We start from the raw sequence: 402 nt of genomic DNA on the forward strand, positions 1-402 counted from the left end.
GTGTATAGTTGAGCTAGTTTAAAAAAACACTACATAATATCTCTATATTTCTACGTTCAATTTTTTCTGCATTTTCTTTCAAAATGTTATATTACAAGAATGTTATTTTTTTTTAAATCAACGTTTCTATTTGATTATTCTGAAATAAGAGTTGCTAACAATATTTTAGGTTTTCATTGACATTTTTTAAACAACACCATTTTTTTTTCTTTACGTGATTTGTTAGTCCTAACCAGCCCCCACAGGTCATGTTTGGAAAATGAATAATATGACATTCATATGGAAATATCGATAAAAAAACAAGGTTTTTGAAATTTGAAATAAACTTGTTAGTAAATAGAACATCAACTGCCTTTAGACTCTTGGGACCTGGCGAACACCCGACCTCTCCCCAACTACCAT

Annotated in this window: 1 protein-coding gene; it reads right to left on the bottom strand. The window is 29.6% G+C overall.

Annotated elements, in window-relative coordinates; all coding sequences use genetic code 11:
* Positions 1-154: 154 nt before the first annotated feature.
* A partial coding sequence (locus tag AC1VNY_RS42820) for a hypothetical protein (protein ID WP_482409726.1) occupies positions 155-402 on the bottom strand: 248 nt, incomplete at its 5' end.

It is taken from the genome of Bradyrhizobium ferriligni (genome assembly GCF_056837965.1).